18 protein-coding genes and 1 pseudogene are annotated in these 23,536 nt (G+C 58.1%); 9 read left to right on the top strand and 10 right to left on the bottom strand.

The window, feature by feature from the left end; genetic code table 11:
• Positions 1-187 precede the first annotated feature (187 nt).
• The 4 genes and pseudogenes from E1180_RS04560 to purM all read right to left on the bottom strand — a co-directional run bounded on the left by E1180_RS04560 (position 188) and on the right by purM (position 3,973).
• Positions 188-610 (bottom strand): DUF983 domain-containing protein, encoded by a 423-nt coding sequence (locus E1180_RS04560; RefSeq protein WP_155189891.1) that lies wholly within the window; start codon positions 608-610, stop codon positions 188-190.
• Between the two features lie 167 nt (positions 611-777).
• Complete coding sequence (locus tag E1180_RS04555) at positions 778-2,172, bottom strand: aminotransferase-like domain-containing protein (RefSeq protein WP_155189890.1); 1,395 nt, start codon at positions 2,170-2,172, stop codon at positions 778-780.
• A 70-nt stretch (positions 2,173-2,242) separates the two neighbouring features.
• Complete coding sequence (purN, locus tag E1180_RS04550; protein WP_155189889.1) at positions 2,243-2,893, bottom strand: phosphoribosylglycinamide formyltransferase; 651 nt, start codon at positions 2,891-2,893, stop codon at positions 2,243-2,245.
• Positions 2,890-3,973 (bottom strand): annotated as a pseudogene (purM, locus tag E1180_RS04545) (phosphoribosylformylglycinamidine cyclo-ligase). Before purM ends, purN begins: the two are co-directional and overlap by 4 nt.
• A gap of 207 nt (positions 3,974-4,180) precedes the next feature.
• Between purM and E1180_RS22365 the strand changes: the two are divergent.
• The 4 genes from E1180_RS22365 to E1180_RS04525 all read left to right on the top strand — a co-directional run bounded on the left by E1180_RS22365 (position 4,181) and on the right by E1180_RS04525 (position 9,819).
• Positions 4,181-5,269, top strand: a complete 1,089-nt coding sequence (locus tag E1180_RS22365; RefSeq protein ID WP_155189888.1) for an AI-2E family transporter — start codon at positions 4,181-4,183, stop codon at positions 5,267-5,269.
• 8 nt (positions 5,270-5,277) lie between these two features.
• The gene (locus E1180_RS22360; protein ID WP_155189899.1) at positions 5,278-5,958 is read left to right on the top strand and encodes a P-loop NTPase family protein; all 681 of its coding nucleotides are present in this window, start codon (positions 5,278-5,280) and stop codon (positions 5,956-5,958) included.
• 119 nt (positions 5,959-6,077) lie between these two features.
• Positions 6,078-8,300, top strand: a complete 2,223-nt coding sequence (locus E1180_RS04530) for an RNA degradosome polyphosphate kinase (RefSeq protein ID WP_155189887.1) — start codon at positions 6,078-6,080, stop codon at positions 8,298-8,300.
• A 1-nt stretch (position 8,301) separates the two neighbouring features.
• A complete protein-coding gene (locus tag E1180_RS04525) occupies positions 8,302-9,819 on the top strand; it encodes a Ppx/GppA phosphatase family protein (protein ID WP_155189886.1) in 1,518 nt (505 codons plus the stop codon).
• A 109-nt stretch (positions 9,820-9,928) separates the two neighbouring features.
• On the opposite strand, the gene rnd is transcribed toward E1180_RS04525, so the two are convergent.
• On the bottom strand, positions 9,929-11,110 hold the full coding sequence (rnd, locus tag E1180_RS04520; protein ID WP_155189885.1) for a ribonuclease D: 1,182 nt from the start codon (positions 11,108-11,110) through the stop codon (positions 9,929-9,931).
• Positions 11,111-11,248: 138 nt separating this feature from the next.
• On the opposite strand from rnd, the gene E1180_RS04515 reads away from it, so the two are divergent.
• A complete protein-coding gene (locus E1180_RS04515; RefSeq protein ID WP_155189884.1) occupies positions 11,249-11,875 on the top strand; it encodes a ParA family protein in 627 nt (208 codons plus the stop codon).
• Positions 11,876-12,099: 224 nt separating this feature from the next.
• Here E1180_RS04515 and E1180_RS04510 read toward each other — a convergent pair whose 3' ends face one another.
• From E1180_RS04510 to E1180_RS04490, 5 genes are all read right to left on the bottom strand, one after another.
• On the bottom strand, positions 12,100-12,981 hold the full coding sequence (locus E1180_RS04510) for a bile acid:sodium symporter family protein (RefSeq protein ID WP_155189883.1): 882 nt from the start codon (positions 12,979-12,981) through the stop codon (positions 12,100-12,102).
• Between the two features lie 3 nt (positions 12,982-12,984).
• A complete protein-coding gene (locus E1180_RS04505; protein ID WP_155189882.1) occupies positions 12,985-14,706 on the bottom strand; it encodes an AMP-binding protein in 1,722 nt (573 codons plus the stop codon).
• Positions 14,707-14,920: 214 nt separating this feature from the next.
• Complete coding sequence (locus E1180_RS04500; protein ID WP_155189881.1) at positions 14,921-16,456, bottom strand: DUF1254 domain-containing protein; 1,536 nt, start codon at positions 16,454-16,456, stop codon at positions 14,921-14,923.
• A gap of 368 nt (positions 16,457-16,824) precedes the next feature.
• A complete protein-coding gene (gene bktB / locus E1180_RS04495; RefSeq protein WP_155189880.1) occupies positions 16,825-18,006 on the bottom strand; it encodes a beta-ketothiolase BktB in 1,182 nt (393 codons plus the stop codon).
• Positions 18,007-18,234: 228 nt separating this feature from the next.
• Positions 18,235-19,407: a D-alanyl-D-alanine carboxypeptidase family protein gene (locus E1180_RS04490; protein ID WP_208996935.1), complete on the bottom strand. Its 1,173-nt coding sequence runs from the start codon at positions 19,405-19,407 to the stop codon at positions 18,235-18,237.
• A gap of 354 nt (positions 19,408-19,761) precedes the next feature.
• On the opposite strand from E1180_RS04490, the gene E1180_RS04485 reads away from it, so the two are divergent.
• The 4 genes from E1180_RS04485 to aspS all read left to right on the top strand — a co-directional run bounded on the left by E1180_RS04485 (position 19,762) and on the right by aspS (position 23,459).
• On the top strand, positions 19,762-20,115 hold the full coding sequence (locus E1180_RS04485) for a hypothetical protein (RefSeq protein WP_155189879.1): 354 nt from the start codon (positions 19,762-19,764) through the stop codon (positions 20,113-20,115).
• 152 nt (positions 20,116-20,267) lie between these two features.
• Positions 20,268-20,573, top strand: a complete 306-nt coding sequence (locus tag E1180_RS04480) for a hypothetical protein (protein ID WP_155189878.1) — start codon at positions 20,268-20,270, stop codon at positions 20,571-20,573.
• Between the two features lie 100 nt (positions 20,574-20,673).
• Positions 20,674-21,474: an ABC transporter substrate-binding protein gene (locus E1180_RS04475; RefSeq protein WP_155189877.1), complete on the top strand. Its 801-nt coding sequence runs from the start codon at positions 20,674-20,676 to the stop codon at positions 21,472-21,474.
• Between the two features lie 203 nt (positions 21,475-21,677).
• Positions 21,678-23,459, top strand: a complete 1,782-nt coding sequence (aspS, locus tag E1180_RS04470) for an aspartate--tRNA ligase (RefSeq protein WP_155189876.1) — start codon at positions 21,678-21,680, stop codon at positions 23,457-23,459.
• Positions 23,460-23,536 lie beyond the last annotated feature (77 nt).

Below are 23,536 nucleotides of genomic sequence, written 5' to 3'. Positions count from 1 at the left end.
GGCAGAGGCCGGCGGCATTTCCCGTCCGAAAATGCAAATTCCGGCCCGATTTCAACATGAAGCAGATGATTGACCCCTGCCGGAACCGGACCTGCTGTTCATGGACGATTCGCTTAGATCAGCGGGCGATACATCGGACGCGATTTACCGCCCAAAGCTGATTGATGTTTGACTGGTCGAGCATCTGCTAGTTCGGCTCGGCTGGCGGCTGGGCGGCCGGGCTGTGTGGTTCCGGCGTGACCAGTTTTCCCTCTTCAGCCTTGTAGAAATATTGGCTTGCAACCAGCCAGCCCTTCAGCGGCCTCAGCAGAGGAATACAGGTCAGCAGTATCACCGGCAGGGTCGTGAACAGGTGAACCCAGTAGGGCGCGCGGAAAGCAATCTCCAGCCAGATCCCGAAAGCCACCGCCGGAATGCAGCCAAAACAGATCACAAAAAAGGCCGGGCCGTCCGCCGGATCGGCAAAACTATAGTCGAGGCCGCAGTGATTGCAGGCCTTGCGCATGGTCAGGAACCCGTCGAAAATCTTACCTTCGCCGCATCGGGGGCACCGGCCTCTGATGCCGGTCTGGATGGGCGGTAGCTCCGGCCAACTATCGTGAGTGCTCATTGCAGGACCTTTCCAGCCGGCGCATTTTGCTGCGTCCGGCTTCGTGTCGTTGCAATCCAACTTAATTGATTGCAATTGAATGCAGTCAAAATATCAAATTGACTGCTTAATGCAAGCTGTCTGATTGCGGCATTTTGGCAGGTCTGTATGGGCGCGCCCGTGAATGGTCACATGAACGCCGAGGCCTCTTCGGGAGATGCGCCCAGAAGACCCGCTAGGGCGTCGAGCGCATTTGCGATCTCTCCCCGGGAGGTGGGGCCGCCAAGGCACAGGCGGACAGCGGCAGGTGCGGCGGCGTCAACGCAAAAGGCCTCGGCCGAGGCAGGTCCAAGCAGTCTCAGGGGGCTCTGATTGGCTAGTGCTGCGCCGGTCCAGCCATGAACAAGCTCAAGCCACAAGTGAAAACCATTGGGGTTAGCGGAGTATCGCTGGCCCTGAAGGGCCTTGGCCGCTGATGCCTGGCGGGCCATGCTTTCCGTACGCACAAAATCCCTTAGCCTTGTTGCGATTCCTTTTTGAATCCAGTCTGTTGCAAGAGCCACAGTAAACGGCGCGGGCATCACATGAGACGTGCGCATGGCACGCGATAGCTGCCATCCGGCCTGTTTGTCCGGCGGTACGATGTAGGCGATCCGCAAACCAGCGCTGACACACTTCGACAAAGAGCTTATGTGCCAGGTGAGTTCCGGAGCGGTCGTGGCGAGCGGGGGCGGTGCTTTCGGGTCAAGCTGGCTATAAGGATCATCTTCAATGATGGGCACCTGGAAGCGATCTGCAATCTTTGCCAGTTGAACGCGCCGTTCCTGAGGTATCGTGCAGCAGGTGGGGTTTTGCAGGGTGGGGTTGAGATAAAGGGCCTTGGGCTGGTCCTTCCGGCACGTATCTTCGAAAGCCTCCGGTACCACGCCATCAACGTCCGTTGCTATGCCCTGTAAGCGCAGTCCCATCTGAGCGCATAATGACCGGATCCCGGGATATGTAATGGCTTCGCAGGCGATTGTGTCTCCGCGCTGCGCCAGCTGCGCCAGGATCGCCGCAAGGGCCGCCTGCGCGCCGGGCGCAATCAGAATATGCTTGCGTTCGGGAAAAAGGCCGGACCCTCCAAGCCAGTGTGCCCCTGCCTCAAGGTCGATCACCGAGGTGTCGAAAGACTGATATCTCATGAGCGGCACAAGGTCTGTTTTCAGCCTTTCAAGGCTGTCTTGCATCTGTGCGATGAGGTCCGGGTCTGCCGTCTCCGGCGGGAGATTCATGCTGTGGTCCGGGAGTGGGTTGCGCTGTTCGCCTTGTGAAGGGGAGCGGAGCCTGCCCTGGCCGCCTGTCTTGGTCACAAATGTGCCGCTACCGACCTGGGATGCAATGATCCCCCGGCGGCGGGCCTCGGTATAGCCCCTTGCAACAGTTGTAAAATCAAGTCCCAGTTTTTGAGCAAGCGGGCGCTGTGCGGGCAGACGGTCTCCGGGTTTCAGCCGGCCGGACGCGATATCGTCTTCAATGCACTGCGCGAGGGCTAGATACCGTGGCGCGTTGCTCCCGGAAAGGTCCGGATACCAGTCTGTCATCGAAGCATCGGTTCCCAAATTGACTGTATATTGACTGTATACATTCAATTGACGGGATTGTCAGCACGGCTTACGGCCAAACAAGTTCCGGTGTTTCTTCCAAATCCGGGTTTCCAGACAAGACGCGGCTGTCGGCAATTTTTGTCTTGCCGCTGGCAATCAGTTTAAGGGCCTTTGGGTAGATCGTGTGTTCCACCTTTAAAACACGGGCGGCAAGGCTGTCCGGCGTGTCGGCATCGAGCACTGGAACTGCTCCTTGAATGATGATGGGGCCATCATCCATCTCCGCAGATACAAAGTGGACTGTTGCACCATGCACTTTGACACCTTCCTCTAAGGCCCGTTCATGGGTGGCCAAACCCTTGAAGGAGGGAAGAAGCGCCGGGTGAATGTTGATCATGCGGCCAGACCATGAGTTCACCAGATAAGGTGTCAGTATCCGCATGAAGCCGGCAAGCGCCACCAAATCGATCTTGCGGTCCTTCAAGACCGCATCAACAGCCCGTTCAAAGGCTTCGCGGTCGCCGGAAAAGTCATGGTGATCCACAACCGCCGTTGGAATGCCGAATTCCACGGCCCGTTCAAGCCCCTTGGCATCGGGCCGGTTCGATAAAACCAATGCGATTTCGGCCGGATAGTTTGGATCCATTGCAGCCGAGATCAAGGCCCCCATGTTCGAGCCCCGGCCGGAAATCAAAACAGCCGTCTTTTTGCGCGTCATTGCGCCAGCCCCAGCGTGTTGTCAAAGAGCAGGGGTGCATCGCCCTGTTTCTCGATCCGTCCGATCTCGACAACGGTTTCGCCTGCGTTCGAGAGGGCATCCTTGACCTTTTCAGCCTCGGCTTCATCCACGACCAGGACCATGCCGATGCCGCAGTTGAACGTCCGCAGCATTTCAGTCTCGGCAACACCTCCGGCGCCCGCAAGCCACTTGAACACGGCGGGCGTTGGGATCTTTGCAAGGTCGATCCGGGCTGAGCTGTTCTGTGGAAGAACGCGCGGCAGGTTTTCCGGAAGACCTCCGCCAGTGATGTGGGCAAGGGCCTTGATTCCAGTGGTCGCTTTCAGGGCAGCCAGCAAGGGTTTGACGTAAATTCCGGGTCGGTTCCATCAACGCTTCGCCGAGGCTCTGTCCGGCCGCAAACGGGGCCGGTGAAGACCACTCCAGCCCGCTGAGTTCAACAATCTTGCGCACCATGGAAAAGCCGTTGGAGTGTACGCCCGAGGAGGTCAGACCCAGCAGCACATCGCCTTCTGCGACATCTTTGCGGGGCAGAATCTGTCCCCGTTCAACCGCTCCGACGGAAAAACCGGCCAGGTCATAATCGCCCGCAGCATACATGCCCGGCATTTCGGCCGTCTCACCACCGATCAGAGCTGCGCCGGCCTGTTTGCAGCCGTCTGCAATGCCTGCAACGACATCCGTTGCAGTCTCGATGTCCAAGGCTCCGGTTGCGAAATAGTCCAAGAAGAAAAGGGGTTCGGCGCCCTGGACCACAAGATCGTTGACGCACATGGCGACCAGATCAATTCCAACCGTGCGATGCTGGCCGGACTCGATCGCGATCTTCAGCTTGGTCCCGACCCCGTCATTGGCGGCCACCAGAACAGGATCCTGAAAACCGGCGCCCTTGAGGTCGAACAGACCTCCAAAACCGCCAATATCGCTGTCCGCGCCTGGCCGCGACGTTGCCTTTACCAGCGGCTTGATGCGATTTACCAGTTCGTTACCGGCATCAATATCAACACCTGCATCGGCGTAGGTCAGACCGTTTTGTCCGTTGGGTGTGGATTGGCTCATGACGGCTCCAGAATTTTCGGCGGAAAGGCGGGCGCGCCCGGCCGCAATCAACAGTCCTTGCCGCGCATACAGCTTTGAGCCCTTGAGCACAAGGCCCGGGCTCGGGGCGCCCTCAGGTGACCGCCCGCCTTTGCAGCACTTGACCGGACGCCACCGGACCGCCTAAGTGCCCGCAGCGGCTCGAAGCAAATCGGGAAGGAAAGACGAATGACACTACAGCGTCAGGTACAATTCTGGCTCATTTCCTTGGCTGTATTTTGCGCTTTTCTCTATGTGTTTTCGAGCGTTCTCTTGCCGTTTGTCGCCGGGATGGCCGTTGCCTATCTGTTGGATCCGGTGTGCGACCGGCTCGAAAAGATGGGCATGAGCCGTATCTGGGCGACCGTGACAATCCTGTTTTCGTTCGTCCTGATCCTCGTTCTGTTTTTCATTCTGGTCCTTCCGATCCTCGGGAATCAGCTGCTCGGCTTCCTGGACCGGTTTCCGGAGCTAGTGAAACAGCTCCAGGCCCTTGTGTCAGAACAGCTTGGCGGCCGGCTCGCCAGTATTGCCGGGATCAGCCTAGAAGACCTGCAATCGAACATGTCCAACCTTGTCGGCCAGGGGGCCTCCTTTGTCGGCAAGCTGGCCCAATCGATCTGGAGCGGGGGGCAGGCGCTGCTATCGATCTTGTCCTTGTTTGTCATCACACCCGTAGTGGCCTTTTACCTGCTGCTTGACTGGGACAAGATGGTGGGCCGCATCGACGGCTGGCTTCCGCGCGACCACCTTGAAGAGCTCCGGGCGCTTGCGCGGGAAATGGATCAAGCCGTCGCCGGGTTTGTCCGCGGACAGCTTTCTGTCTGCCTGATCCTGGGAACCTTCTATGCAGCGTCTCTTGCGATTGCCGGTCTGAACTTTGGCCTGTTGATCGGTATGGGCGCAGGGCTCGTCAGTTTCATCCCATTTGTCGGGGCTGCCCTCGGTTTCATCTTGTCTGTGGGTGTCGCACTGGTTCAGTTCTGGCCGGACTGGCCGATGATCGTCATTATCGGGGCCATTTTCGCAGTTGGCCAGTTCCTGGAAGGCAACATCCTGCAGCCGAAACTCGTCGGAGACAGCACGGGGCTGCATCCGGTCACCTTGATGTTCGCTCTGTTTGCCTTTGGATATCTCTTTGGATTTGTGGGGATGCTGGTGGCTGTTCCGGCGGCTGCCATGATCGGCGTGCTTGCGCGTTTTGCCCTGAGGCAGTACCTAGCGAGCTCAGTATACCGTGGAACGGGCCGGAAAGCGGCCGCCACCGACGAACAGTAGCGAGTATGATGGCGGAACCTCCGCGCCAACTGCCTTTGATTTTGCCGCATGAGGCCGCGCTCGGCCGCGACGACTATCTGATCGGGCGCTCCAACCTTGCGGCCTTTGAACTGCTGGAACGCTGGCCCGACTGGCCGTCGCCGGTTGTTGTCCTGGCGGGACCTGTGGGCTCCGGAAAGACCCATCTTGTGGAAGCTTTCCGGACGGACACAGGGGCTGCGGTGATAGATGCAAAGGCTCTCACCGAAGCGTCCGTAGAAAGCCTTGCAGCTGCGCCAGCATGTGTTGTGGAAGACGCGCATGAGGGTGTCGATAACACAGCGCTTTTCCATCTTCTCAATGCGGCCCGCCAGTCAGGCAAGACCGTTCTGCTGACCAGCCGCACCTGGCCGGTCAGCTGGAAAATCACCCTGCCGGATCTGATGTCACGGCTTCGGGCGGCAACGCCGGTCGAAATTCTCGAACCGGACGATGATCTCCTGCAACGGGTGCTGGTGAAGCTGTTCGCGGACCGCCAGATCTCGGTGGATATCGGTGTAGTTGATTATCTTGTTGTGCGGATGGAGCGGTCATTGGGGGTCGCGATACGGGCCGTGGATGCCATCGACCGCGAGGCGCTTGCAGGGCGTGTGAAAATCACGAAGCAGCTCGCTGGACGCGTACTGGAAGATGTGCATAACAGGCCATGAAACATGCTCACTTGCCGCTCAAACAGCGGCAGCCGGTTTGTCCGCTTGCGCGATCATGCTAGTCACTTGTGAGCATGCGTTTTGTAACTTGCGTTTACGCACACCGTGAGGATGGTGCCATGTCCGAGACTGTTGAACGCCACGAAACCTCACTCCCGCCCGATGAGGCCGCCGCGTCCCAGATGGCGCGGGTGACAAAACCCGACGGCGAAGACCTGGCAACGTCACCGGCACGGTTCATGAACCGCGAACTGTCGTGGCTGCAGTTTAATCTGCGCGTTCTGGAAGAAGCGCGGAACGAGAACCATCCCGCGCTTGAACGCGTCCGCTTCCTGTCGATCTCCGCGAACAATCTGGACGAATTTTTCATGGTTCGGGTTGCAGGTCTTAGAGGCCAGCAGCGTGCCGAGGTTACGAACCTTTCTGACGATGGACTGACACCGACAGAACAACTGCAAAAGATCAGCGAAGCTGTCCGCGAGCTCCAGGCCGCCCAGCAACGGATATGGGGGGAACTGCGCGGCGAAATCGCTGACAAGGGCGTTCATATTACCGGCGTTGAAGACCTGTCTCCGTCTGACAAGACGTGGTTGCAGGAATACTTCCTGTCCTATGTGTTTCCGGTTCTGACCCCGCTGGCGCTCGATCCGGCGCACCCGTTCCCGTTCATTCCGAACCTCGGCTTCTCCATCGTGTTTGAACTGGTTCCGGTGTCCGGTGGCCGGGGGATGATTGCCTTATTGCGGATACCGAACCAGGTGGACCGTTTCGTCCAGCTGCCTGGACCGCCTGAGGGCGGCGCGCGTTTCATCGCCATCGAAAAGGTTGTCAGCCTGTTCATCGCCCGCCTGTTTCCGGGATACGAGATCCGGGGCAAGGGGGCTTTCCGCGTCATCCGGGACAGCGATCTTGAAATCGAGGAAGAAGCTGAAGACCTCGTCCGGCTTTTCGAAAGCGCGCTGAAGCGCCGCCGCCGGGGCTCTGTGATCCGGCTGGAGATCCAGGAAACGACGCCGCCCGCCTTACGCGAGTTTGTCGCGGAAGCCCTAAATGTCAGCGACAACGAGATCTTCTTGGCCAAAGGTCTTCTGGCGCTGAACAATCTTTCGCAGATCGTTGACCTGGAGCGTCCGGATCTCAAGTTTGAACCATATTCGGCACGCTTTCCCGAACGCATCCGCGAGCATGGAGGCGATTGCCTGGCGGCGATCCACCAGAAGGACATTATTGTCCATCATCCCTATGAGTCTTTCGACGTAGTTGTGCAGTATCTGCGTCAGGCCGCGCGCGATCCGGATGTGGTGGCCATCAAACAAACGCTGTATCGGACGTCCAATAACTCCCCCATCGTGAAGGCACTGGCTGAGGCGGCCGAAGCTGGCAAATCGGTGACTGCTCTGGTGGAATTGAAGGCCCGGTTTGACGAAGAGGCCAACATCAAGTGGGCGCGCGATCTGGAGCGGGCGGGCGTGCAGGTCGTGTTCGGGTTTATCGAGCTGAAGACCCACTCCAAACTGTCGATGGTGATCAAGCGTGAGCATGGGCAGCTGAAGACCTACTGCCACATCGGCACAGGCAACTATCATCCCATTACAGCGCGCATCTACGAAGACCTGTCTTTCTTCACAGACGATCCGGATATCGCCGAAGATGCTGCCCGGGTTTTCAATTTCATTACGGGCTATGCGCAACCAGAGGAGCTGAACCACCTGGCGGTTTCTCCAATCAACCTGCGCAAACGCATGCTGGAGTTTACCGAAGCGGAGATCGAGCACGCGAAGGCGGGGCGTCCGGCGCAAATCTGGATGAAGATGAATTCCCTCGTGGACCCGGAAATCATCGACGGACTTTACCGGGCCAGCCAGGCGGGCGTGCAGATCGACCTTATAATTCGGGGCATCTGCTGTTTGCGGCCCGGTATCTCCGGCTTGTCCGAAAATATCCGCGTGAAGTCTATTGTTGGCCGGTTTTTGGAGCATTCACGGATTTTCTGCTTTGGAAATGGCCATGGGTTGCCATCGCCGGAGGCGCGGGTCTATATCGGCTCGGCGGATCTGATGCCGCGCAATATCGACCGGCGGGTGGAGGTACTCGCCCCGCTTCGAACCCCGACGGTTCACGAACAGGTTCTGGATCAGATCATGGTCGCCAACATGAAGGACAACCAGCAGAGCTGGCGGATCGTGTCTGATGGCAGCCATGAGCGGATCGTTCCGAATGCGAATGAAGAACCCTTCAATGCACATCAGTATTTCATGACCAATCCATCGCTGTCCGGCCGGGGCAAATCCTTAAAGAGCGACCGTCCGCGGCCGTTCCTCGAGCGGCAAAAACGAGGATAGAATGGCAAGCGACTACAAGCCGGCGCGCGGCCGGCTCAACGGGTCCGGGCCGGTTGCGGTCGTGGACATCGGTTCGAACTCCGTGCGCCTTGTCATTTATGAGCGCAAGGCCCGGACGCCGACCATGCTGTTCAATGAAAAGCTGCTGGCCGGTCTTGGGCGGGGGATCGCAGCAACCGGCCGTCTTGCCGATGAATCCGTCAAGCTGGCTCTGGGCGAACTCACCCGGTTCAAGATGCTGATTGAGCACACGAATTGCCAGGAAACCTACATTGTTGCCACGGCCGCGGCGAGGGACGCGGAGAACGGGCCCGAGTTTGTCCGCGAGGTGGAAAAGATCCTGGAAGCGCCAGTCAGGATTCTCGACGGCAACGAAGAGGCCTACTACTCCGCCATGGGCGTCATTGCCGGGTTCTGGAAACCGCGCGGGGTTGTCGGCGACATGGGTGGCGGCAGCCTTGAGCTTGTCGAAGTGGCGCCAAACGCGCCCGGACACGGGATGACATTCCCGCTCGGCGGCTTGCGCCTGACCGAAATGGCGGGCGGCAAAATTTCAAAGGCACTCAAAATCACGGCTGAAACCCTCAAAGACTATAAGTGGCCGGAATTGGCGGCTGGCGAGCGTACGTTTTATGCTGTCGGTGGAACTTGGCGCTCCCTTGGCCGGCTGCATCTCATGCAAAGAGGATATCCGCTGCATGTGATGCATAATTACGAAATCGGTGCGGAAGAGGCGATTGCGTTCTGCCGGGATATTCAGGTCGCGAACCTCGAGGGCATCGACATGTCCGAGGTTGTCTCCAAACAGCGCCGCGCCCTGGTGCCGATCGGGGCGGTGGTCATGGAAAAGATCCTGACCTCCATGAAGGCCGAACGGGTCGTTTTCTCTGCAACCGGGGTCCGTGAAGGCCTGCTTCATGAGCGCCTTCCGGAGGACATCCAGGTGCAGGATCCCGTGATTGAGGCTGCGCGTGAGCTGTGTACGCTGAGGGCCCGCTCTCCGGAGCATGCCGAGGAGCTGATTGCCTGGACAGACCGGTTGTTCGAAGTCCTTGGCATTGATGAGATGGAGGAGGAGGTGCGCCTTCGCCGGGCTGCCTGCCTGTTGTCGGATATCGGCTGGCGCGCACATCCGGATTACCGCGGCGAGCAGAGCTTGAACATCATATCCAACGCGTCCTTTGTTGGATTGGATCACGCCAGCCGCGCTTATCTGGCAGCCTCGGTTTTTTATCGTCATGAGGGCTTACGGGAAGGGGCCTTGTCTCAGGTCATAAGGGACCTGTTCACGGACCGCCTCAGAAGCCGGGCGAAGATGCTGGGGGCGATTTTGCGCGTGGCATCGCTTCTCAGTGCGTCCATGGCGGGCATGCTGCCGAAAGTGCAAATCAAAACGTCAGGCGATGAAGTTGTTCTGGCGCTGGGCAAGAGCCTTTCCGATCTTGATGGTGAGCGCTTGCGCAAACGGGTCGGTCAACTGGCGAAGATTGTGGACCGGCACATCACCATCGCCATCTGATGCGATGGACACGGCTAGATCAGCGGGCGATAAACCGGAGCCGGTTCACGGCTCAAAGCTGATCGCATATGGCATGATCTAGCGTCGGGCTAGAGACACTGATCTTTGGCTATTCGGCTGCTTGGCTGCTGACAGGCGCAGGGGGTTGCTCGATGGCAACGATATGCCGGTCCTGGAAGGCGAGGGCCACTTCACCGCGTTTGAGTTTCAAGGCGGTTTCACCGAAAAGCTCGCGCCGCCAGCCCTTCAAAGCGGCGACATCGGCATCGTCGTCCGCTGCGATCTTTTCGATATCGTCGACAGTCGCAATGACTTTTGCCGCAACGCCATGCGCTTCACTGACCAGTTTGAGCAGCACCTTCAAAAGGTCGACCGCAGCCGCTGACCCGTCCGGTGCCTGACGGCCTTTCGGCAGTTTCGGAAGATCGTTTTTCGGCAAGTCGAGGGCCCTCTGAACGGCCCTAATGATCGCGTCCGCCGATTTGGAACGCTCAAACCCGCGCGGAATGGTCCTCAGACGGCCGAGGGCTTCGGCTGAGGCGGGTTGTTGAGCTGCGATTTCATAGATCGCGTCATCCTTAATTACCCGGCTGCGCGGCACATCCCGCGACTGGGCCTCACGCTCTCTCCAGGCGGCCAACTCCATCATGACGGCCAGTTCGATTGGTTTTCGAACGCGCAGTTTGAGCCGCTTCCAGGCCTGCTCAGGATCCGTCCGGTAGGTCGCAATCGACGTCAGGACCTCCATTTCGTCCTGAACCCAATGGCTTCTGTTTTGTTCGGCAAGGTTTGCCTTGAGGAACTGGAAGGCGTCGCGCAGGTGCGTCACGTCTGCGAGAGCATAATCAAGCTGTTTGGCTGTCAGCGGACGGCGGGCCCAATCCGTGAATCGGGACGACTTGTCAATCCGCGCTCCGGTCACCTTGTAGACCAGCTGATCATAGGAAATGGAATCACCAAAGCCGCAAACCATGGCGGCAACCTGGGTGTCGAAGAGCGGCGCCGGGATCAGCTCTCCCAAATGGTAGATGATTTCAATATCCTGACGGGCTGCATGGAAGACCTTTGTCACACTGGCGTCGCGCATAAGGTCGAAAAAGGGAGCAAGGTCAAGTCCTTCGGCCAAGGCGTCGACGATAAAGGCCATGTCGGGACCGGCCATCTGAATGACACAGAGTTTCGGCCAGAAGGTCGTTTCACGGAGGAACTCCGTGTCAACGGTGACATAGTCGTAGGCGGCGAGGCGCTGGCAGGCAGCAGCGAGATCTTTTGTTTTTGTAATCACTTCCATGGTGATCGAAAGCTATACCCGATGTCTGCCGCTTTGTCGCCACGAAATGGTAACTTTTCGAAGCGCTGCACTTGAAAAGGTGCAATCTGTGCGCCTATGTTGGGCGGCAATACAAGAGAAGATTTTAGAGGTGAGGACATGCGCAAGATTCTGGTGGTGAACTCCAAGGGCGGATGCGGAAAAACGACCGTTGCGACGAATCTTGCAGCTGCACTGGCCGCGCGCGGTGAAGATGTTGCCCTTGCAGACGCCGACCGTCAGAAATCCAGCCTGTCCTGGCTCAAGCGCCGACCGAAGAGCCTCGCCGCTATCGAAGGTTTGAACTGGACCAAGGAGGAGGCGATTGGGGACAAGGACAAGAAACTGGATGCGATTGTTATAGATGGCCCGGGGGGCTTGCGCTCCGAGCATGCCAAGAACCTGATCGCAGAAGCGTCCGACATTATTGTCCCGGTTTTGGCGTCCGCTTTCGATTGGGACGCAACCTTGAAGTTTCTCGACGGAATTTCCGACATCAAGCGTGTCCGGAAAGGCAAGGCGGACATTTTCGTGGTTGCAAACCGGATCAACCGCCGGTCCACCCAGGTCGGGGAACTGGAGCAGACGCTGTCAAAGAAGGGCTACCCGCTTTTGGCGCGGATTTCCGACCGGGTCGCTTATGCAAAACATGCAGCTGCGGGATCCGGGATTTTCGACTATTCCGATACCCGGTCCCATGAGATCCGGGGGCAGTGGCACCCATTGCTACAGGCCGTTGATACCTGATCAAAGACAGCCGCCAGCTGCCGCGTTTTCGCCAGTTTCGTCGCAGCAGCGCGTCTTAAAGCCCTGCCAACCACCTAGCCCTGAGGTGGTCGTCCCGGCTTCCCACCAGCGGCAGCCTTAGCTTCAAGCAACAGCCAAGTGGTTTCAAACGCCCGAAGTTGTCCGGCCAACTATTCTCCGGTCAGTTTCGGGCGTTGAACGTCTTCCGCCGCGGCGCTGCCGGATTAGAGCAGGCTATCTGGTATTTTTTGCTCCGCTGCGGTGTTTGCGCGGCGGAAAATGAGCGTCACCAAAGTTGATGTCATCACAATGAAGAGCGAATAAAGGGCGCCCACCGCCATGATGGGTTGCTGCTCTTCGCCGGGAAAGGTGAGGGCGATGATGGCAATCGCAAGGGGAGCATTTTGGATGCCTGTTTCAAGGGCAACGGTGCGGGCATTGCGTGGATGAAGCTTGAGCGATTTTGCAAAGATGTAGCCTATGCTGATGCCGAAGACGCCAAGCATGATGGCCACGAAATATGTGCTGGGCGCTGTGGTCAGCAGGAATTGCCAGTTTCGCGGAACCCATGAAATTGCGATGAACGCGATGAAGAAGAGGGCGAGCGCTGAGCCGAGAAATTCTGTCACGGCACCGGCATTGGCATTCAGGCGGCGCATGGTCATGCCGATGCCGACCGGCACCAGCAGGATCACCAGGGTCGCAATGATGTTTTCGCGGGGTATCTCAAGATCAAGGGCGGATGCATAAACGAGAAGGACAATCGGGATCAGGATCACACCGAACACGGTCGAGGTGACTGTCATTAAAACGGACAGAGCCAGATTGCCTTTTGAGAAATAGGTGAAGATGTTCGACGTGGTGCCGCCTGGCATGCACGAGACGATCAATAGTCCGAGCGCGATCGGTGTCGGCAGGCCAAGTGCAATTGTCATCAGGAAGCCGATGAACGGCATGAAGCCGTATTGCGAGACGACCCCGATTCCAAGGGCATAGGGCCTGCGCAGGGCAAGATAGAAATCGCGCGGGGTGAGCGAAGCGCCCATGCCCAGCATGATGACAAAAATCATTGCGGCGAGCAGCGCCTGTTCAAATGCTCCAACCATCGGTTACTCCGCCGCTTGGGCGCTCATGGCTTTTGAGCGCAAGTCTTTTCTGAGGATTTTGCCGACATTCGATTTCGGGAGTTCGTCACGGAACTCAACCAGCTTTGGGACTTTGTAGGCGGTGAGATGCTCTTTGCAGTAGGCCCGGATTTCTGTCTCCGTGAGGCTTTTGTCGGTACGAACCACAAAGGCTTTCACCGCTTCGCCGGTTGACGGGTCCGGGACACCGATCACGGCGGATTCAAAGATGCCTGGATGAGTGGCAAGGCAGTCCTCGACTTCATTCGGATAGACGTTGAAGCCCGACACAACCACCATGTCCTTTTTCCGGTCCACGATGGTGAAGTAGCCGTCGGCATCCATCACCCCAATGTCCCCGGTCATGAACCAGCCATCTTTCAGGACTTCGGCGGTTTCGGCCGGCTTTTTCCAGTATCCGGCCATGACCTGCGGACCTTTCGCCGCGATCTCGCCCCGTTCGCCCTGCGGAACCGGATGCCCGTTGTCGTCAACGCATCTCAGGACCGTGGAGGGAACCGGAACGCCAATCGATCCGTCGCGGATTTTTCCGATCGGGTTGAAACTGAGGACGGGCGATGTTTCCGTCAGGCCATAGCCCTGAAGCACCGGCTTTCCGGTAATCTCTTCGAAACGCCGGGCCACATCGGCCTGCAGCGCCATGCCGCCGGCCGATGACAGTTTCAGGTGTTTCGGCGGCGTATCGAGAAACCATTGTTCGTTGTTGAGCCCGTTGAACAGCGTGTTGACCCCACTCATCCAGGTGATTTTATAGTTCTCAAAGGCTCTTTTGAGGTTTGTCAGCGGACGCGGACTGGGGATCAGAATGTTGCGCGAGCCAAGACGGTAGAAAGCGAGCAGATTCACCGTGAATGCGAAAATGTGATACATGGGCAGAGCTGTGAGCGCGACCTCTTCGCCCCGGCAAATCGTCGGGATCATCTCCAGCGATTGCTCCATGTTGATGATCAGGTTCTTGTGGGTCAGCATGGCGCCCTTGGCCGTGCCGGTGGTCCCACCCGTATATTGCAGACAGGCAATGTCATCCGGCTCAATGGACTGGTGGTACGCATCCACTTCGATCCGGTCCTTCTCACGGTGTGCCCGCCCTGCGGTGAGGGCTTCGGCAAACCGGATATGGGAAAATTCGATCGGTTTGACGCTCTTGTCCCAGTATTTTTGCACCAGTCCGATGATGCCCCGCGGCAGCGTTGGCAAAAACTCGGCAACCCGCGTCACGATGATGTTCGGGATCGGATGGCCCTTCGTTGCTGCCGGGATCTTGTCGGCAAACATGTCGATGATGACGAGGGCATGCGGTTCGGCATCCTGGAACTGGCGGGCCATCTCCTCCGCCGTGTAAAGCGGATTGACATTCACCAGCACACAGCCGGCCTTCAAAATGCCGAAGGCTGCGACTGGAAACGAAAGGCAATTCGGCATCTGGAGCGCGACGCGGTCGCCCTTGGTCAGTCCTGCCACCTCGCGCAGATAGACAGCGAAAGCGTCGGACATTTCATCGACCTGGGCAAAGGTCAACGTGCCGTTCATGCCATTCGGCATACAAGCGGTAAATGCGGGGGACTTGCCGTGGGTATCCGAAATCGAGCGGACCAAATCGCCGATATTGCGATAGGATGCGGTCTCGATGTCGGCGCGCATGTCGGGCCCGTAAAACGCCGTCCACGGGCGTTCGGTATCTGCCATTCTTTCCTCCCAGCCAGCCCGTATAACTGTGCAGGCTGCGAAAGCAGCCTGCCGTTAACGGAAAGGACATGGCCGACCATAGCGGCAGGAACGCTCCGGCAAAAGTCTTTTCGGTCCAGTTGGATAGAGGTTTTTCAGGTTCCCAAAGGGAACCCTTGCGTGCTGACATTGCCCTCTAACGTGACCAAAATGTTCCGGCGGACCGGTTTTTCGCTCACTCCACCAATTCTATTTCGCCCGGACGCCAGGTCTGGTCGAACCACGGCTCAAGAGGGCCATAAAGGCGCATGATCGTGTTCCAGCCCTTGCCGGGTACCGTTTGCAGCCAGTTGCTCTCTTTGCCCTCCGGCGCTTCCGGGCCAAAGTAGATATCGGTCGAGCCGTCGGCGTTTTGCACCAGCCCGGTGTCATTGCTGCCAAGGGCCGGGAACTGCTTGTCGGTCTGCAGCATGGAGCGGGTCTGGTTGTCGTAGAGCGTGAACGACCAGAAATCCTTGGCAGGTACATTCGCCGGAACATTCAGCTTGTAGGTCTTAGCGCCATCCAGGGCGTTTCCGTCCGCATCCCGGTAGGTGAAGGCATATTGCGAGCCCTTGCCCGGGGATTTGAACGCCATCGCCGGGGTGATGCCGGTCGCGTAGAAGTGGAAGGCCGAGCGGAAGTCATGTTTCATCGCACCGTCGATGGTGAACGTGTAGGCGCCGCCCGGGAACGCGTTTTGCCAGTTGCTTTCACCCGGATACCAGTAGGCTTCGGCCGCGCGCGGTTTGGAAATCAGTGTTTTGACGGTGACGGCTCCAGCCGCCGCAGCGCGTTCCAGGATCGACTGCATGCGTGCATCAGGCGCAAAGTCCTGGCCCTTGATAATGCCGACCGCCGCCAGATAGCCGAGCAGTTCCGGGCTTTCGCCATAGGTCGGCTCGGCTTGCACGACGTTGTTGATCTCTTCGAACATGCGCGCATCCATTAAGTGGATGGTGTTGAATTCCTTGCCCGACACATCGACGAAGGTCATCTCTGGCGGATTATCTGCCTGCGAGAGCGGATAGATCCGGAACCGCTCCTGCGTCTGCGAGACAGCGGTTTCCGGAGATCCGTTTTCATCAAGATAGCCGCGCCACAAGACCCAATGGGCATAGGTGTCGGTCCGCACGACATCGGTGTAACCGTCCGTGGACACGTCACCTTCGAAGCCGGGCGGAAGGATCAGGAATTTGCCGCCCTTGCCCTCGTCCGGACCGAGGTTGCCGAAGTCCATGACATATTTGAACCAGGCATTGTTAATGAAGCCGAGCACGTTTGGCGGTGTCTCGATCACCATCGGTTCATCGCCCATGCGCAGGACGGCCGTCTGATACACACTGGTGGTGTTCGGCGTCAGGAACAGTGCGGTTGAATCCATCAGGTCCGCAAACTGAACAACAGTTGTGTTGGCCGGGCCCCATTCCTCAATGCCGCGAAGCATCGCATCCATAGAGGCGATTTTCAGGCCATTGAGATAGGCTTGGTAGGCCTGCGAGAAATCGTAGAGATTATAGATCTTCTCTGTCGTGTCTGCATCCGGCACCCCGTCAAAGAAGTTCAAATCGCCAAGCTGAGTCTCGATGTTGTCAGGTGTCGTGATGCCATCCGGAATTTCGGTGGTCATCTTCATTTTGGGCGGCTCTTGTGCGGACAGGGGCAGGAGGCTCAGGCTGGCCGCTAATACACCAGCGGCTGCGCCGGCAATCCATTGTTGAAGATGGGGCATCAGATGAAGTCCTTGATGGGGTTTCGCGTGGGGAACTCCATCATCACGGGATACGAGCAGTTTTTCAACTTAAGGCGGGGCGAAAAGCAGATTGGGGTCTTTGACCGACACACAAAAAAGGCGGCCAAATTGGCCGCCTCAATACCGCTGACAAACACTTATTTCGTCGTCCCGGGCGCAGCGTAGCGGAGACCCGGGATCGGTGAGCCTCGGCGGATCAAGACAATGGGCGCATGAATTCCAGTTGTGTGGCTCTCCGATCCCGGTTCGCGCTGCACTTGACCGGGATGACCGTGGTTGTTCGGAGCTTTGCAATCAAACTCAGGCGGCGGCCAAATTGGCCGCCCTGATGAATGCTTTGTCAGGCGTTAGCCGGCGTTTTCGACGATGATCGCGATGCCTTGGCCGCCGCCGATACACATGGTGGCAGCCCCGAGAGAGCCGCCGGTCCGCTTCAGCTCATAAATGAGCTTGGTCATTATGATGGCGCCCGTTGCTCCAATTGGGTGGCCGAGTGCAATTGCACCGCCATTCGGGTTGACCTTTTCGCCCGGCAATCCGAGCAGATCGTTGACAGCGCAGGCCTGGGCGGCGAAAGCTTCGTTGGATTCCACGACATCCAGATCGGCCGCTGTGATGCCGGCGCGTTTCATCGCGATCTGCATCGCCGGGACCGGACCAATGCCCATGACAGCCGGATCAACACCGGCAACGCCATAAGCGCGGATTTTCACCAGCGGCGTGGCACCCAGTTCAGAGGCCTTTTCAGACGTCATGAGGGTAATCGCGGCTGCCCCGTCGTTGAGCCCGGACGCATTACCGGCGGTCACCAGACCGTCTTTTTTGAAGACCGGGCGCAGCTTGGCCATGTCTTCGATCTTGGCCTCGTGGCGGACATGTTCATCCGTATCAAAGACGGTTTCCTTGCCGCGGCGGCCAACGGTCAGCGGGATAATCTGGTCCTTGAAGTGGCCGTTCTTGATCGCTTCGCTGGCACGCCGGTGGCTTTCCAGTGCGAAGGCGTCCTGACGCTCGCGGGAGATGCCGTTCTGCTCCGCAACGTTTTCTGCAGTTACGCCCATGTGTCCAATGCCAAATGGATCGTGCAGGGCACCGGTCATCATGTCATGCGCGGTGGTGTCACCCATCTTCTGGCCCCAGCGGGCGGCAGGCATCAGATACCCGGACCGGCTCATGCTTTCCGCGCCGCCTGCGAGTGTTACATCGCCATCGCCCATGGAGATGGCCTGGACCGAAGAGACAATTGCCTGAAGACCGGACCCGCATAGACGGTTCATGGTGAGCGCGGGCGCGTGGTCCGGCACACCGGCCTGACGGGAGGCAACACGCGAGATGTACATATCCCGTGGCTCTGTATGGATGACATTGCCGAAGAAAGCCTGTTCGACCTGATCGGCCTGAATGCCCGCGCGCTCAATCGCAGCCTTTGCAGCTGCCGTGCCGAGGTCAATCGGTGCCATGTCTTTCAGGGAACCGCCGAAGCTGCCGACTGCGGTGCGCGCGGCACTTGTGATGACAATGTCTTTCATTTGAGTATCTCCAAATCTGACGTTGCCTCTTTTTGGCAGCCAGCACTTGCTACCGCAAGCGTCAACATCGTCAGGTACACCTTTCAGGGTAAGCCCGGGCCTAATCTAAGCTTCGGCAGGCAGGTCGTTTCGATTTCGCCGGATCTTGGAAACCTGGCGGATTGCAAATCAACAGCCGCAGCATGCCGTTTCGGTACTGATTGGAAATGTGGTTATCTTGCAAGACTGTCAGCCGTTCGGCTGAGACGGTTTTTCGGGAGGAATGATTTCGATGATTTCCCCTGCCGTTTGCGCAGACGTGTTGAGCCGGGCGGCTTGGATCGGCTTCGCGCTGGGCACGGGCACGAATTCCGGCTGCGGGACGAACCAGGTCTGGAAGCTGTAGGCCGGGGCGGGAGCAGGGGCCTTCAGGTAACTTGGCGCTCCGGGCAGGCCCATCGGATAGCGCTGGTTCTGACCCGCCTCATAGGCTGCCGTTTGATTGCTGCAAAGCCGCATGCGCATGTCTTCCGGCTTTTTGTCCGGGCTGTTGGGCAGCTCGGCGAGGGGGTGGCCTTTTGCGGAGACGCTTCCGGCAAAGGCCTCGTCAAAGAGCTTGGCCGTCCGCTCCGAGCGTTCCCGCCCTGTGGTCGCTCCAAGAACAACCGCCAGCAGGCGTTTGCCATCGCGCTCCGCAATCGCGACGATGTTCCGGCCCGCCGGGCACACAAAACCCGTCTTGAGACCCATCGTCCCCGGGTACCGCGTGATCAGGTCGTTATAGGAAACGAGTTCCTTGCCATCGATGGTAACGGCTGCGGTCCGGAAGATGTCCCGGTATTGCGGGAACATCTGAAAGACATGACGGCCAAGAAGGGCAAGGTCCCGTGCAGAGACCGTCTGCTCCGGGTCGAATAAGCCATTGGGGTTTGTAAACTGCGTTGCGGTCATCCCAAGCCGGTCCGCTTCGGCATTCATCTGCTCGACAAACGAGGCCTCTGACCCTGCAACGGTCTCGGCAAGGGCAACAGCGACTTCGTTCGCCGAACCGACAAGAACCGCATAAAGCGCGTCTTTTACAGTCATGGCACTGCCGGTCTTCAGACCTGCATAGGCCGCCTTCTGATCCATTGCGTTGCGGGACAGGATAACCGGGGTTGAAAGTTCGAGGTTCCCCCGCTCAAGCGCTTGGAACGTGATGAGTGCCGTCATCAGCTTTGTGGTGGAAGCGGGATACCAGGGGTCTCCAGCCGCCTCGGCATGCAATACATCGCCCGTGTCCAGATCCACGACGAGGGATGGTGTTGTAAGTGTGCTGGCTTCATCCGCTGCAAGCAGTCGGGTTCCAGCTTGCGCGCTCAACAGAAGGCCGGACACAAGGATTGTCAGGGCGGCAGAACGGAGCATTGAAGACCTTGACATCTTTCCTTCCCGGTATCTGGCCCTCGACGAAATGCCTTTAGCACCCGCAGGCCGCCTCTCATGAGACTATCACACTGGTTTAAGTGCGTTAAAGCTGATCCCTAAAATTGCTGCCAACACTAACCACGGCCGCTTCCCAGTGTCCGGCCCCGGGCCTGAAGGGCAGAGACTGTCTCATGACTAGATCACGCGCATGTGTCTTTGAAATTCAGGTCTTGTTGGAAAAGGGGTCAAGAACTGGGGGTATTTTTTAACTTCACAAGTGACCTTTTCTGAATAATGACATAGGTAGGTTACGTAAGTGGAAGGCCTCGTCGTGTGGATGAGTGGCTGGCCTTTGGGACAATCGCGGTTGTGAAAAAATATACTGAAAAGACGGCAAGCCGGTGTGCCATCGCGTTCCTGGCGATAGCGTTGAAGCTGGCTGGCATTGGAGTTACCTCCGCTGCCGAAACCAGCCTTCATCTTATCTATCTGCCGCACAGGCTGACCGAAACCAGTAACAGGCAATACGATCTATTGTTGGACCGGATCTTCGCAGACCCAGAGCTGCGCGCGGCCCGTGAAGCGTCCCCCATGAAACGCGCACTGACACTGTTTTTGTCTGATCCTGGCAGCTGTATTTTCCGATCAGTGTCAAAGCGCTTTATGCGGTTGCAGAGCCGGACGCGATCGTATCGTCTGAACTCGTCGACATTGTCTCTCTAAGGCTCTACACACCCACAGCCGATACAGGGAGAGCCTTCACGTCCGTCGATGACTTTGATCCAAGACGGGTCGGGTACATCGCAGGGTCCGGGACTGTCCAAGGGCTTGGCCCGAAGCATGAGCTCTTCATTCCCATTCCTTCCGAAGAACAATTGATCAAGATGCTGGAGCTCGGGCGTCTTGATGCGTTCCTGGGACATCATCCGGACACCGCGCTTGCGCTGGATGACCTGAACCGGCCCGACCTTTTGCGCGTCAGCCCCATCACCGTAAGCGATGTCCGCTTTCCGATTTCATTCGTGTGTCATGATACGGCCGATGGAAGGCACTTTATTGACGACGTAAACGCCCGGATTGAACAATTGCATGGCGCTGGCGACATCCGGCGAATTCTCGGCCCGCATGCCGATCTTCCAAAAGATGCCGAAGATGCAGTTGGCGCCAAGGTCTCTCAATGAGATTTTGTAGGCCGGATGTTTGCCGCGCTCGACCCAACCTGCCGGTTGTCCGGATAACGTTTAAGCTTGATCGGGCAGCGCTGCGGAGACAAAATTCGTCATGACCTTTCACAAGCTCAGACTTGGATATGCTGGACTTGTTGTTGTCCTGGCCTTGCTGCTGACACCGGGAAACGCTGGCGCGGATCAGTCGGGCCTTTCTAAACTTTACCTCAATTATCTTCCCCATCGGCTGACGGAAACCAGCGGCAAGCAATATGATCTTCTGCTGGACGTGCTGCTGTCGGGAAATCTGTCGCAAATCCCCCGGGGCGCTGCCCCGTTAAACCGCGCCAGAGCTCTGTTTCTCGGTGATGCTGGAAGCTGTTTGTTTCCCACAAATATCATGGGGCTCGATGCGGGAGATCTTGGCGTTTCACTAATCGCCTCACAGACTGTCGATATCGTATCCTTGCGAATTTACTCCACCGGAAACAGCAAATCCTTCACATCCCTTCTGGATTTCGACCCGGCCCGTGTCGGCTACATTGAAGGATCCGGCACCATTCATGGTCTTCCAGACGCGGATGAGTATGTTCCGATCCCATCGGAAGAACAGTTGATTGACATGCTCGGCCTCGGGAGGTTGGACGCGTTTTTGGGCCACCATCCGGATACAGCACTCGCGTTAGATGAATTGGGGAAACCGGATGTGCTTCGTGTCAGTCCAATCACCTTGAAAAACATTCGTTTGCCCATCTCCTTCGTTTGTCATGACACAGAGCCGGGGCGGGCCTTCATCCGGGAAATCGACGAAAAGATCTCCCAACTGCAGAAAAACGGAAGGCTCCGCGACATCCTTGGACCTCATGCAGATCTTCCCACGGCTGCGGATCATGGCGTGAGCGCAAACGCCGAATAGTATCCGTTTGCATGTTCAAACGCATCAGCGCGGTAAGGATCTACACCGGCGCCCCGGCCTCTCCCTTGACTTTCATGCAGCATCGTGGCTTGTGCAGCGCGCACGGCCTGCCATCCGCGGGCCGTTCCGGTTTTTCGCGCCAGTTGGACACGGCACCACGCGGCGCGCTGCACACATGAGATTGAAAGAATCGAGGAACGAGAATGCATCCCTACCGTAGCCATACTTGCGGGGATTTGCGTCTGTCCGACGAAGGCCAGACCATCCGTCTTTCCGGCTGGGTCCACCGGGTCCGAGATCATGGCGGGGTGCTGTTTATCGATCTGCGCGATCACTACGGCATGACGCAATGCGTCGTCGACCCTGATTCTGCGGCCTTCGGTTTGGCCGAAACTGTTCGGTCCGAGTGGTGTATTCGCATTGATGCGAGCGTGAAGAAGCGGACCGAGGAAACCATCAACCCGGACCTTCCAACCGGTGAGATCGAGGTCTTCATCCGCGATATGGAAGTCCTGGGCTCTGCCAAGGAACTGCCGTTGCCGGTCTTCGGCGAGCAGGAGTACCCGGAAGAAGTGCGTCTGAAGTACCGCTTCCTGGATCTGCGCCGCGAGAAGCTGCACAACAACATGATTCTGCGCTCCAATGTTGTGCGCGATATCCGCGACCGCATGTGGGCGATTGGCTTCAACGAGTTCCAGACACCGATCATTACGGCGTCTTCTCCGGAAGGCGCACGCGACTTCCTGGTGCCGTCCCGCCTGCATCCGGGCAAGTTCTACGCGTTACCGCAGGCACCACAGCAGTTTAAGCAGCTGCTGATGGTATCCGGTTTCGACAAGTACTTCCAGATCGCGCCATGTTTCCGCGATGAAGACCCGCGTGCCGACCGTTCGCCGACCGACTTCTACCAGCTCGACATGGAAATGAGCTTTGTCACGCAGCAGGAAGTCTTCGACACCATTGAGCCGGTGATCGCAGGCGTCTTCGAGAAATTCGGCAAGGATCGCCCGGTCAACCGCAACTGGCCGCAGATCTCCTACAAGGATTCGGCGCTTTGGTACGGCACCGACAAGCCGGACCTTAGAAACCCGATCAAGATGCAGATCGTTTCCGAGCATTTTGCCGGATCCGGCTTTGCGATCTTTGCAAACCTTCTGGAGCAACCGGGCACGGAAATCCGCGCCATTCCGGCTCCGAAGGGTGGGTCCCGCAAGTTCTGCGACCGCATGAACAAATTTGCGCAAGGCGAAGGCCTGCCGGGTATGGGCTACATCTTCTGGCGCAAAGCCGAAGACGGCTCCATGGAAGCAGCGGGCCCGCTGGCCAAGAACATCGGCCCGGAGCGCACGGAAGCGATACGCCAGCAGCTTGGTCTCGACGTTGGCGATGCGGCGTTCTTCCTGGGCGGCAAACCCAAGCAGTTCCAAGCCGTTGCCGGCAAGGCCCGCATGATCATCGGCGACGAACTCGGCCACACCGACAAGGACCGGTTCGAATTTGCCTGGATCGTCGACTTCCCGATCTACGAGAAGGACGAGGAAACCGGCGAGATCGACTTCGAGCACAATCCTTTCTCCATGCCGCAGGGCGGCATGGAAGCGCTGGAAGGCGATCCTCTTGAAGTTCTCGGATATCAGTACGATCTGTCCTGTAACGGTCACGAGCTGGTGTCCGGTGCGATCCGGAACCACAAGCCGGAAATCATGTACAAGGCTTTCGAGATCGCCGGTTATCCGAACGAGGAAGTCGACAAGCGTTTTGGCGGCATGGTCAACGCCTTCCAGTATGGCGCGCCTCCGCACGGTGGCTGTGCGGCCGGGATCGACCGCATCGTGATGCTGCTGGCTGACGAAGCAAACATCCGCGAAGTCATGCTGTTCCCGATGAACCAGAAGGCGGAAGACCTGATGATGGGCGCGCCGAGCATGCCGGATACGGCCCAGCTGCGCGAGCTGCACCTACGGCTCAATCTGCCGGACGCCTAGTCTTTCGCGCAGGCCGTGAAATCTGATAGAACACCGGGGAGCTGCCTCGGATGGAGGCCGGCATTGCTGGCCTCCTT

It is taken from the genome of Roseibium denhamense, from assembly GCF_009711415.1.
Lineage (GTDB): Bacteria > Pseudomonadota > Alphaproteobacteria > Rhizobiales > Stappiaceae > Roseibium > Roseibium denhamense.
Note: the sequence above shows the minus strand (reverse complement) of the source record. Positions and strands in the feature narration are given on the sequence as shown.

Bases quoted from the DNA above. Each gene is read 5' to 3' on its own strand.
- E1180_RS04560 (WP_155189891.1), bottom strand. From the start codon at position 610: ATGAGCACTCACGATAGTTGGCCGGAGCTACCGCCCATCCAGACCGGC.
- E1180_RS04555 (WP_155189890.1), bottom strand. From the start codon at position 2,172: ATGACAGACTGGTATCCGGACCTTTCCGGGAGCAACGCGCCACGGTAT.
- purN (WP_155189889.1), bottom strand. From the start codon at position 2,893: ATGACGCGCAAAAAGACGGCTGTTTTGATTTCCGGCCGGGGCTCGAAC.
- E1180_RS22365 (WP_155189888.1), top strand. From the start codon at position 4,181: ATGACACTACAGCGTCAGGTACAATTCTGGCTCATTTCCTTGGCTGTA.
- E1180_RS22360 (WP_155189899.1), top strand. From the start codon at position 5,278: ATGGCGGAACCTCCGCGCCAACTGCCTTTGATTTTGCCGCATGAGGCC.
- E1180_RS04530 (WP_155189887.1), top strand. From the start codon at position 6,078: ATGTCCGAGACTGTTGAACGCCACGAAACCTCACTCCCGCCCGATGAG.
- E1180_RS04525 (WP_155189886.1), top strand. From the start codon at position 8,302: ATGGCAAGCGACTACAAGCCGGCGCGCGGCCGGCTCAACGGGTCCGGG.
- rnd (WP_155189885.1), bottom strand. From the start codon at position 11,110: ATGGAAGTGATTACAAAAACAAAAGATCTCGCTGCTGCCTGCCAGCGC.
- E1180_RS04515 (WP_155189884.1), top strand. From the start codon at position 11,249: ATGCGCAAGATTCTGGTGGTGAACTCCAAGGGCGGATGCGGAAAAACG.
- E1180_RS04510 (WP_155189883.1), bottom strand. From the start codon at position 12,981: ATGGTTGGAGCATTTGAACAGGCGCTGCTCGCCGCAATGATTTTTGTC.
- E1180_RS04505 (WP_155189882.1), bottom strand. From the start codon at position 14,706: ATGGCAGATACCGAACGCCCGTGGACGGCGTTTTACGGGCCCGACATG.
- E1180_RS04500 (WP_155189881.1), bottom strand. From the start codon at position 16,456: ATGCCCCATCTTCAACAATGGATTGCCGGCGCAGCCGCTGGTGTATTA.
- bktB (WP_155189880.1), bottom strand. From the start codon at position 18,006: ATGAAAGACATTGTCATCACAAGTGCCGCGCGCACCGCAGTCGGCAGC.
- E1180_RS04490 (WP_208996935.1), bottom strand. From the start codon at position 19,407: ATGTCAAGGTCTTCAATGCTCCGTTCTGCCGCCCTGACAATCCTTGTG.
- E1180_RS04475 (WP_155189877.1), top strand. From the start codon at position 20,674: ATGACCTTTCACAAGCTCAGACTTGGATATGCTGGACTTGTTGTTGTC.
- aspS (WP_155189876.1), top strand. From the start codon at position 21,678: ATGCATCCCTACCGTAGCCATACTTGCGGGGATTTGCGTCTGTCCGAC.